We start from the raw sequence: 11260 nt of genomic DNA on the forward strand, positions 1-11260 counted from the left end.
GTAAAAACCCACCCAATATATGAAATAAATTTAAGTTGTAGTCCTGCCACTAGAGTAAAGCGCCAAGCAGTGTTATTGTCAGCCCATACCTAGGTATACACTTAGGGGACTCACGCAATATGTTGAACTTATTTTTCAAAAGGAAAAAGTAATGAAAAAAGTAGGCCTAGTCGGCTGGCGCGGTATGGTTGGCTCCGTACTGCTTGAGCGCATGCAACAAGAGCAGGACTTTGCGCATATTGACGTGACCTTTTTTACCACCTCGCAAACCGGCCAGTTGGGTCCGGACATTGCCGGTACCCCTAAGCCATTGCAAAGTGCCTATGATCTTGAAGCGCTGGCGCAAATGGACATTATCTTGACCTGTCAGGGTGGCGACTACACCCATGAAGTTTACCAAAGCCTGCGTGATAAGGGCTGGCAGGGCTATTGGATCGATGCCGCTTCGGCACTGCGCATGAGCGATGAAAGTATTATTGTGCTCGACCCGGTAAATAAGGACGTGATCGAGCAAGGCCTGGAGCAGGGCGTTAAAACCTTTGTCGGCGGTAACTGCACCGTTTCCTTAATGTTATTAGCCCTGGGCGGATTATTTGAACGCGATTTGATCGAATGGGTCAGTCCCATGACCTACCAGGCGGCCTCCGGTGCCGGTGCCCGCAACATGAAAGAGCTGCTGGTGCAAATGGGGCAACTCCATGAGGTGGTGGTCGACCAGGTACAAGACCCAAGTGCCGCTATTGTCGATATAGATAAAAAAGTGGCGACTAAAATGCAAGACGGCTCCTTGGCCTGCGACCAGTTCGGTGTGCCGCTGGCTGGCAGCTTGATCCCCTGGATTGATGTACCCATGCCGTCGGGGCAAAGCAAGGAAGAATGGAAAGCCGAGGTTGAAGCCAATAAAATCCTCGGCTCCAGCAAACAGCCTATTCCCGTCGATGGTTTATGTGTGCGTGTCGGCATGATGCGTTGCCATGCTCAGGCGCTAACCATCAAGTTACGCGAAGATATCAGCGTCAGCGAGATTGAAGAGATCCTTGGTGCCCATAACGACTGGGTTGAGGTAATTGCTAACGACCGCGAGACATCAAGCAAGGAGCTCACGCCGGTAAATGTGGCGGGAACCCTGCGTATTCCGGTAGGCCGTATTCGTAAGCTAAGCATGGGGCCAAAATACATCAGCGCCTTTACCGTGGGCGACCAACTCTTGTGGGGCGCCGCCGAGCCGCTGCGTCGCATGTTGCGGATCATCTGCGGATAAACCAATGAATCCTGAAAAGCGGCCTATGCGCCGCTTTTTTAGTGCCTTATAATGCCCGATGGCGGTGGACAATCGCCCCATTCTCGCCTAGCATAAATCTAGGTAACAGTCTGATACATAGGGATATACTCTGTCTATGACTGGTAAATTGATGCGCTTTCTCGAAGGCAAGAAGGAAAGGATGACTAAGGTATTAAGAGCGCTGCTTTTGTCGCTGGTGGTACTGGCCACTCACACCAGTTTTGCCCATGAACTCAAGGGCGCTTATCCGGATCATTTTCCGCCTTTTAGCATTACCGGTGAACCCACGCAGGGCATTATCCCCGATATGCTTAAGGCACTAAACCGAACCAGCGATCACGCCTATGTGGCCGCTCCCTATGCCCGCCATTCCTTAAAACTGCTTGCCGAGGGGCAACTGGATTTTCTTTTTGACTCGCAAAACTGGTGTAAAGACGGTGATAACTATTACTGGAGTCAGCCCATTGCCCAGATCCATGATGTGTTAATTTTGCGTGCGGATGGCGGCGATTATTCCAGCCTGGATGACTTTGTGGCGTTCTCGCACACCGAGCCGCAACCGCTGGTGGTAGCAGGGCGCTATGAATATGTGTATCCAAGTTTAGACCCCTTGTTTGCCAAGGCGCTGTTAACCAGGAAGAATTTTTACAGTGACTTGAATATGATTAAAGCACTGCAAAACACCGAGCAAAGTGGTGTTAATGCAGTGGTGATGGCCGAGCGGGTGTTTGACTATCTAGCCGCCAAACATCCCCAATTAACGAGTAGTTTAGTGAAGTCTGACTTCAAGGTACATACTAGTCCCTATCAGTTTCGTTTTCCGCGCACCGATAACGGTAAAATCAATATGATGTACACCAACAGGCTACTGAGTCAGTTGCAATCGAGCGGGGCGCTTGATCAGATCATAGCTAAATACCATGGTACCGAGGAGCCAGCTGAAACGCCCAAAAATAACCCCGTCGATGCTCAGTAGGTTATGATTTTAAAGTAAAAATTCAAATATGTATTAAGCTTTACCTAGCACTTTAGAAACTGCGCGGAATGCTTAACTCATGGACGTCATACCAAAAAGAACACGCTTTACCATACGTGTCACCCTGATCACCTCGTTTGTCTTGGCCTGCGCCTTCACCGCCTTGGTGGCCATTGGGCTGCAGTTTGTATTCAGTAATAATCTGGCCAAAAGCAGCGCCCAGGAGAAATTTCAGGCCATAGCCGCAAGCAGCAGTGAGCAAGCACTGATGCAAGAGCGCAGCGCCATTAGTCTGGCGCGCACCCTTAAACACAGCTTTGGCGACCGCCAACTAAGCGCCGAGGAGCCATCCAAGCAGCAATTATTGGCATTGAGCTCCTTGTTAGAGGGCAATCCCAAGGTCTTTTCCCTGTTTATTGGGTTTGCCAACGGCGATTATCTCGAGCTGTCCAACTTAGAGTCGGCCCTGGGTCTGCGTCAGGTGTGGGGCGCGGCGCCAAGTGATCGCTGGGTACTGCTGCGGGTTAGGGAAGCCGCCGATGGACGCCAGCAAACCATTACCTACCTCAATAGCGACCTGAGCACGCGCCACAGTGAGTCGCAAGGCACTCAATATAATGCCACCAGTCGGCCCTGGTTTAAGGAAGCCACCCGCGAGTCCGTGCATAAAATGCCTCCCTATATGTTCAGCTTTGTGGGGCAACCGGGCAGCAGTTACTCCATTAAAAGTGAGCAAGGGGATGTGTTTGGCACCACCATTATTTTATCTTCGTTGGCCCAATACATGGCCATTGACGGTTATGAGCAGGGTGCGCAAGCCTATATGTTCGATGGTAACGGGGTGCTGCGGGCGCAACGTCTGGGCAGCGAAGAGCCGGTTATTGCCCCGAGCGAAAAAATGGCGCTGACGGTCGACGAGCTCGCCGTACTGGATAGCATAGGCACGCTCAGAGTTGGGGTGATGGACGACTATCCGCCGTTTGAATACAACCTTTCGGGGCAACCGCGCGGCTATGGACTCGAGCATATGCAGCTGATCGCCGCCATGCTGGGGTTGGAGCTACAACTGATCAACGGCTACAGCTTTCCCGAGCTCATCGCTCAGTTGCAGCAAGGGCAAATAGACATGTTGCTGGGACTGATGAAGACCGAACAGCGCCAGCAATTCGGTACCTTTGCCGGGCCTTATTACGCCCCCGAAGTGGTGTTCGCCAGCAATGACCCTGCATTGGCGGCGCAGACTCAGCTTAAGGCTTTGGCCAACAAACGTATCGCAGCGCAAAAAGGTTATGCCATTACCCGCTTTTTGCGTCAGCAACTGCCCCAAGCCGAGTTTATCGAATACGATGATACTCTGGCGGCTATGCGCGCCCTGGAGCGCGGTGAGGTCGATGCGGTATTTGACCTTAAGGTAGTACTGCAATACATAGAAAAATACTTTTTTATCGATACCTTACATCGCAGCGCCGAGGTCGAAGATTTCAAGGGGCGAACGGAATTTGGCCTACATCATTTTGTCCGCAAGGAGATAGCGCCGCTGATCCCCCTGATCGACCGCGCTCAAACCGAGCTAGCGCCGCAATTGCTTATGGCCTTAAAGCACAAATGGTTGCGTTTTGAAGGTCGGGGGAGCCAAGGCTCCAACGCCCTTACTCAGGTGCCGTCGCCGAAGATTTTAACCCTGGCTAAAGATGCCAACAGCCATAATAAGTTGCATAGCATTACCCTGGATGGCGAAGACTATCTGATTTACGTGACCGCCATTGCCGGCCTTATCAACGAAGACAGCCGAGAATATTTGGCCTTTTTGGTCAGCGAGCAGGAGGCGTTTGCTCAGCTTAACAAATACGTGCGCGATGCCATTATTGTGACCTTGGCGGTCTTGGGTTTGGTACTTTTGTTGATCACCCAATTGGCCCGCTCTATGGCCAGCCCGATTCAACGATTAATTGAAGAAAACCAAAAGATCAGTCACCGCAATTATAACGAGGTGCATTACGTCTCCTCACATATAGAGGAAATCCACCAGCTGTCGAAATCTCTGGTCAATATGTCCGAGTCCATTTGCGACTTCGAGGCGGGGCAAAAAGAGCTGCTGGACTCTTTTATTCAGCTGATCGCCCAAGCCATCGATGAAAAATCCCCTTATACCGGCGGTCATTGTGCCCGGGTGCCTGAGTTGGCCTTGATGCTCGCGCGCCACGCCCATGAAAGCCAAACCGAGGTATTCGCTGACTTTCGCTTTCGCTCCGAGGAACAATGGCGCGAATTTGAAGTGGCGGCCTGGCTTCATGACTGCGGCAAGATCACCACGCCTGAGCACATCGTTGATAAGGGCTCAAAGCTGGAGTGTATCTATAACCGCATTCATGAAGTACGTATGCGTTTCGAGGTGCTGTTACGCGATGCAGAAATTGAGTACTTGGAGCGCTTGCACCATTGCCCCGAAGATAAAGAGCAGCTGCTATCTAGCTGGCAACAGCAGCGCGCGGATATCATTGACGACTTCGAGTTTATCGCCCACTGCAATATTGGCGGCGAGGCCATGGCCGAGGAAGATATCGCCCGTTTGCACCGTATCAGCGAGCGCACCTGGTATCGCACGCTGAGCGATAGAGTGGGATTGTCACCGGCGGAGCAGCGCCATATGGAAGACTTTGCCCCCTTTACCCCGGGCTTTGAAGCCGTGCTAGGCAATAAACCGGAGCACATTTATAAACGCCAACGCGATATCGCCGCCCGCGATAAGGGCTTTGGCTTTAATATGAAGGTGCCTGAAAACAAGCAAAACCTCGGCGAGCTCACTAACTTAAGTATCACTCGCGGTACCTTAACCGATGAGGACAGATACATTATCAATGAGCACATTACTACCACTATACGCATGCTCGAGACACTGCCATTACCCCAGGATCTGGCCCGGGTGCCGGAGTATGCAGGGGGTCATCATGAGAAACTCGATGGCAAGGGGTATCCAAGGGGGTTGCGGGCTGAGCAAATGTCACTGCCGGCAAAAATAATGGCCATTGCCGATATCTTCGAGGCATTAACGGCCAATGACAGGCCCTACAAAGAGGCAAAAACCCTGTCTCAGGCGCTGAAAATCATGACCTTTATGGTTGCCGATGATCATATTGACCGCCATCTGTTTAATTTGTTCTTAACCGAGGGCGTCTACCTGGACTACGCCAAGCAATTTTTGCTGGCCGAGCAAATTGATGAGATAGATATTAACGATTACCTAGCGCAATGAGCGCTGGGCATGGTGGCGGTTGCTAAACCCACCTAGGTGCATTGACCATTGGCGCAGTTCGCCAATATTGCCCGGCGCCTTATCGATTATACGAAGCTTCCAGGCCCCGTAGGTGCTTTCGCCGTTAAAGGTCTCTATTTGGTAGTGCTGATTAATGTCATTACCCGAACCACCATCGCGGTTATGCAGGGTATGTACGTTGCCACTGGGTGATACCAGTTGGATGGAAAGATCGCTGCGCCAGCTATGGCGAACGGTCAGCTCCACTTCTAAAGAGAAGGTGCTTAGATGATGCGGCACAAAAATCTCGCTCTCTTGAGCGGTGGCACCATTATCGACTATGGTCATCTCGCTCGCATTGTTAAAGCTGTAGGTTTGTACGCCCGGGGGCAGAATCTTTAAGGTTACGGCCTGTTGTTTTAGCTGGCTATCCTTGTGGGCGGTGAGGGTAAAGACATAATCACCCCACTGAGTTTTGTTTTTGGTTGGCACTTCCAGGGTAAAAGGGATGCCCGCGTTGATTTCGCGGTGCGACAGTTTTGCCCCGGGTAACGAAGAAGCGAGTGAGAGTCGCAATGTGCCGCTAAAACCATCGACGATACGGCTGTTACAGTTGAATGTGGCGGTCTCGCCGGCGTTGATGGTGAGTACCGAGCTGGCGCAATGCAAATTGAATTGTGGGTCTAATTTAGGGTCTTTGTTGGCTGCTGTCGGTGTGCCACCTGAAATGCTCTCGCCAACCAAGGTATCTATGCTTTTGGCCGCATAAGGCAGTTGGGTACGCGATGCGAAACGCAGCGGGTTGTTCGGAAAAAGTGGGTTGCTAAGTTGCCATTGTGAGCCGATTGACGAGCCTGTGGTGTGCAGCGCATAGCTGTCATTCATATCCATATTGTGTGCTGCATTTACACGGGCATCACTCACTAGCATGCAGACGAGCGCCGCGCTTGCCATCAGCGGATAGCGGATCAGGGTTGAAAGATTAGCCACAATAAAGCTCCGGGTTTTCGAACATTAATAACCATCCCTATTTTCTCTTGTTGATTTACGCTCTGGAGATAAACGTAAATTAAGAAGAAAAAGGAAGGCTCTAGAGAGCCTTCCCAGGGTTTACAGCTTACTTACGTTTACCTTTTGACTTAGGAGAAGCCGCGATGGTTTCTTCTAAAGAACAGTTGGTAGTAGTGCCAGTTTCACATACTTGGTAAGTGAAGCTAGTCGCAGTAGAGTTAAAGCGGTCTGTGTAGTCTGTTTTTCTCACAGCTGAGGCAACTAGCGCTCCGTCACGGTATACATCAAACTCAGTTGCAGCTTGTGCAGTCCAAGATAGATCCGTTGTTACTCGGTTACCGTCAGTTTCAGCAGTACCTTGTACAAAGATTGTTGGCTCTGGAACCGGCTCAGTCACAGTGACGTCTTTAGTGATTGAGTGCTGGGCACCGTCATCATCGCTTACAGTCAGGGTTACAGTGTAAGTACCCGCAGCTGTGTAGCTGTGTGAAGGGTTAGCTAGAGTTGAGCTAGCACCGTCACCGAAGTCCCAAGAGTGAGTTGTTACCGCACCGTCAGTGTCACCAGATAGGTCAGTGAACTGTACGTCCAGGTCAGTAGCGGCGAACGTGAAGTCAGCTACAGGTGCTACGTTTGCTGGCGCGTCTACGATAGTGAAGCTTACTTGTGCCTGGTCGAACGCGTCTTGTGAGTCAGTCGCAATAGCAGTCACGATGTGGTCACCAGCGCCTAGTGTGTTGATGCTGAATAGAGCACCAGTACCGATTAGGCCGTTGAAGTTATCGTACCAGCTGATACCTGCGCTTAGGTCACCGTCTTCAGCGTCAGTTGCAGTACCGTCGAAGGTGATGCTGTCGCCTAGGTTGAAGCTAGTGCCACCCATAGGTGCATTGATAGTCATCACTGGGGCTTGGTTTTCAGCCGGAGGCGGAAGTACCGCGTTGCCGTTTGATACCGAGATGCTCCAGTTGTTCAGTACGCCGTTCATGGTGTAGCTTGACGTATCTTCAACAAACAGACGCCATGTACCCATGCTTGACTCGCCTGCAAACTCAACCGGTGTAAAGGTGTGTACCAGGTCTGTGTTCCAGAATTGACGCCAAGTTACCAGTTTAACCGTGGTGCCAGACGGAGATTGCAGCCATGCGTTCAGGTATTGAACCGAGTTGAACGAGATATCAACGCTTACTTCGATTGCATCGATAGCAACACCGGTAGGCAGGTCGATTTCAGTGAAGACCTTGCCGCCCATCTCAGGCATAGCGATTGCTGTGTTGTTTGCACCGCTTACCGTGGTGTTGGCGTTAGCAACAGACAGTTCAACTGTTTCTGTGCTGGTTTGGCCCGCTGAGTCTGTAGAAGACGCAGTGATTACGTGGTCGCCTACCGACAGGTCAGACTTAGTGAATGAAGTGCCGTTACCGATTACACCGTCGATGCTTGACGTCCAAACGATGCCGGCAGTCAGGTCGCCGTCTTCGGTGTCGTTAGAGCTTGCGCTGAAGCTGATAGTTTCACCGTTCAAGAATGCGCCCTGGTTAGCAGGAGTCGCGATCTGTACGTTTGGCGCAAAGTCTGTGCCAGCTGAAGGTGCGCCAGTCAGTTTTAGTGACCAGCTGTTGATAGCACCCGTGTCGCCTGCCACTTCGTCAACGACTTTCAGTTTCCACTCACCAAATGCGTTGTCCAACTCGTATTCGGTAGGAATAAAGTTACCAACAAGGCCTGTGCCGTTGCCACCCGCACGATCGTGCAGAACTACTTCTTCGCCGGCTGGTGAAATGACAGACACTACCATGTCTGATGCCCAAGTGTGTGTGATGTCAACAAACACTTCAACCTGAGTCAGCGTCATGTCGTAAGGAACATTGATGCTGCTGGTTGCTGGGTTTGAAGGATCGTCATCGCTGATAGGCACGATTTCGTTGTTGGTCAGCATAGTAGAAACTGTACCTTGAGGCCATACTTTAAGCTCCAGGTTGATGTTCTTAGAAACGCTGCCGTCGGTGGCGTTGACAGTCAAGTTGTACGTACCAGGCGCAGTTTGCGCTGTCGTATTGATTGTCATGGTGTTCGTGGTGTCGCCCGCAACCGGGTTTTGTGCGAATACCACGTCAGCGTTAAGCGCAGGAACGCTGGTCAGGCTCATAGTCGCAGTGCCGTTGAAACCGCCGGCTGCAACTAGGTCGATTGAGTAAGCCTGGCTGTCGCCTTGGTTGATGGTTGATTTACTTGGCGTTGCTTCCATGAAGAAAGAAGGACCCGCGCCGCCTGAATCGACCAGTGCATTGGCAACGTTCAAACGCTTACCAGAGATGGTTTTACCTACCAAAGCCGCAAGCGTATCACCGGTATTCATCAGTACACTTTTTAGCTGTGATGTAGTCAGGTTCGGGTTGCCCGCGAGGAGCAGGGCTGCAGCGCCGACTACGTGAGGTGTGGCCATTGACGTACCACTGAACGTGTCGTAGCTGCTGTTAGGCGTAGTTGACAGGATGAATGAACCAGGTGCAGCCAGGTGAACCAGCTGGTCACCGTAGTTTGAGAAACCAGACAGGTTGTCGGCGCTGTCGGTAGAGGCTACCGCTACTACGTTTGGTACATCGTAACCCGCAGGGTAGAAACCGCCGTTGTCGATGTCGGCTGAGTCGTTACCCGCTGCCGCTACGAATAGCATATCGGCGTTGTTGGCTGCTGTGATTGCATCTTTAAGCGTTTGCGTGAAACCACCGCCACCCCAGCTGTTGTTTAGAACGCGAACGTTGTTACCAGCATTTTTAAGACCGATCATATAGTCGATACACTGTACGCCGTCGGCTAGAGTACCGCCGCCTGAGCCAAGGAAGCTACAACCTACCATGCTGGTTTGCCAGTTAACACCGACAACACCCAGGTTGTTGTTACCTTTGGCCCCGATAGTACCGGCTACGTGAGTACCGTGAGAACCTGTGTCAGACGGGTTACCATTGTCTAGGATGGCTGAGATACCATGGATGTCATCGATATAACCGTTACCGTCATCATCGATACCGTTGCCGGCGATTTCATTCGGGTTGGTCCAGATGTTGTTAGCCAAGTCTGGGTGGTTGAAATCGAAACCTGTATCGATAACACCAACAACAACAGAAGAATCACCGATTACATAGTCCCAAGCTGTTTCAGCTTGAATCTTCTGCATGCCGTAAAGGCTTGCATACGAAGTATCATTTGGAACTGCAGTAGTGTGTACGATGTAGTTAGGCTCTGCGTATTCTACTAGTGGGTGGTTTTGAAGGCTGGCAAGTACCGCATCAACTTTACGGCCTTGACCAAGTTCTAGCACCGCTAGACGACCGTTGGCAATGTTGCGTAGGCGGTCATCAACACCGTCATTGTTTTTATCTTTGAAAGATACGCCTAGGTTACGAGTAAGCTCTTTACGATCTTTTTTATCTACTTTTTGTTTGAACTTAACGATAACTGATTGTTGATCGTAGTCAGGTGTTGCTTTGAACGGTGCTTTAGCAACCGCTAGGGCTACAGGGCTGATACCAGCTAGTAGTGTTGTACCTACTAGGGCGTTTATTAATTTGGAAGATGACTTCTTGGGCGTTTTCATCATCTGATCTCCTGTTGTATGTAAATTTAACTTATGGTTGTTTTATTTGTACGCACCCACTTCATTTTCATTCTCCCTGTAAGTCGTCGCACGTTCGCACTTATTGTATCCATATGTGTATAGTTATATGCCTTTATTTGCATCCGATCAATAAATAATAAACAAAAAATTCACATTTATTTATAATTGGTGCGCTAAAACATACTTTTGTATGATTTAAAAGGGGTTTTTATTACGGGGTGATGGCAAAGTAATTTCAATTTTTGGAAGGTTTTCTTGTTTCTTATTTATTGATGTGCAATTTGCAATGGATTTTATGGCAGGGTAAATACCCAACAAAACAAATGGTTATGCAGTTTTGTGTGTTATTTATTCACTGCTGCCTGGGTGCGTTTGTTCGCTTTAGGAATGCCACTAAGAAGCTTAATTGTATATAGGTTATGTACGGGCAGCCCGAGTGTCGGCGGCCATACTACAAAGCTGTATACAAAGTATGTCGATAAAGTCAGCCCAGTGACGGGAAAGTGGGGGAAAGCCATCCTTCTTGGTAGAGATTCACCGTGAACCGGCCGATATGGCTGGCTCTGACTTGCTCCCGATTCCATATAAGGCATGTTAATCAGGATGTTATCGGTGCATCTGCCGTTTGCCTCGGGCATTGAAGATCATCAAGAGTAGGGTGGCCGACGAACATATCGACTGAGATCTGTTTAACTTATTCCTGAGCGAACAGCTGTACCTGGTCTATGCCGAGCAGTTTTACGGCCCAAGCAAATTGATGAGAGTGATATTAACGATTACCTAGCGCAATGAGCGCTGGGCATGGTGGCGGTTGCTAAACCCACCTAGGTGCATTGACCAATGGCGCAGTTCGCCAATATTGCCCGGCGCCTTATCGATTATACGAAGCTTCCAGGCCCCGTAGGCGCTTTCGCCGTTAAAGGTCTCTATTTGGTAGTGCTGATTAATGTCATTACCCGAACCACCATCGCGGTTATGCAGGGTATGTACGTTGCCACTGGGTGATACCAGTTGGATGGAAAGATCGCTGCGCCAGCTATGGCGAACGGTCAGCTCCACTTCTAAAGAGAAGGTGCTTAGATGATGCGGCACAAAAATCTCGCTCTCTTGAGCGGTGGC

General features: G+C 50.4%; 6 protein-coding genes. 3 read left to right on the forward strand and 3 right to left on the reverse strand.

All coding sequences use genetic code 11. The features are described from left to right. Window positions 1–151 precede the first annotated feature (151 nt). The 3 genes from asd (at window position 152) to C2M36_RS09515 (ending at window position 5511) form a co-directional block, all read left to right on the forward strand. Window positions 152–1261: an aspartate-semialdehyde dehydrogenase gene (gene asd / locus C2M36_RS09505; RefSeq protein ID WP_105254687.1), complete on the forward strand. Its 1110-nt coding sequence runs from the start codon at window positions 152–154 to the stop codon at window positions 1259–1261. 181 nt (window positions 1262–1442) lie between these two features. Continuing rightward, window positions 1443–2258, forward strand: coding sequence for a substrate-binding periplasmic protein (locus C2M36_RS09510; RefSeq protein WP_158678912.1), 816 nt, complete (start codon window positions 1443–1445; stop codon window positions 2256–2258). Between the two features lie 79 nt (window positions 2259–2337). Beyond that, window positions 2338–5511, forward strand: coding sequence for an HD domain-containing phosphohydrolase (locus tag C2M36_RS09515; RefSeq protein WP_105254689.1), 3174 nt, complete (start codon window positions 2338–2340; stop codon window positions 5509–5511). Here the strand turns inward: C2M36_RS09515 and C2M36_RS09520 are convergent. From C2M36_RS09520 to C2M36_RS09530, 3 genes are all read right to left on the reverse strand, one after another. After that, window positions 5500–6501 (reverse strand): proprotein convertase P-domain-containing protein, encoded by a 1002-nt coding sequence (locus C2M36_RS09520; protein ID WP_105254690.1) that lies wholly within the window; start codon window positions 6499–6501, stop codon window positions 5500–5502. The genes C2M36_RS09515 and C2M36_RS09520 overlap by 12 nt on opposite strands. 127 nt (window positions 6502–6628) lie before the next feature. After that, the gene (locus C2M36_RS09525; RefSeq protein ID WP_105254691.1) at window positions 6629–10123 is read right to left on the reverse strand and encodes a S8 family serine peptidase; all 3495 of its coding nucleotides are present in this window, start codon (window positions 10121–10123) and stop codon (window positions 6629–6631) included. Between the two features lie 798 nt (window positions 10124–10921). Then, window positions 10922–11260, reverse strand: a 339-nt coding sequence (locus tag C2M36_RS09530) for a proprotein convertase P-domain-containing protein (RefSeq protein ID WP_199883033.1), incomplete at its 5' end; no start/stop codon positions are given.

Origin of the sequence: Pseudoalteromonas sp. T1lg75, from assembly GCF_002964705.1 — a bacterium.
Classification (GTDB): domain Bacteria; phylum Pseudomonadota; class Gammaproteobacteria; order Enterobacterales; family Alteromonadaceae; genus Pseudoalteromonas.

Coding starts and splice junctions, on each gene's coding strand:
- asd (WP_105254687.1), top strand. CDS start 152: ATGAAAAAAGTAGGCCTAGTCGGCTGGCGCGGTATGGTTGGCTCCGTA.
- C2M36_RS09525 (WP_105254691.1), bottom strand. CDS start 10,123: ATGATGAAAACGCCCAAGAAGTCATCTTCCAAATTAATAAACGCCCTA.
- C2M36_RS09510 (WP_158678912.1), top strand. CDS start 1,443: ATGACTAAGGTATTAAGAGCGCTGCTTTTGTCGCTGGTGGTACTGGCC.
- C2M36_RS09515 (WP_105254689.1), top strand. CDS start 2,338: ATGGACGTCATACCAAAAAGAACACGCTTTACCATACGTGTCACCCTG.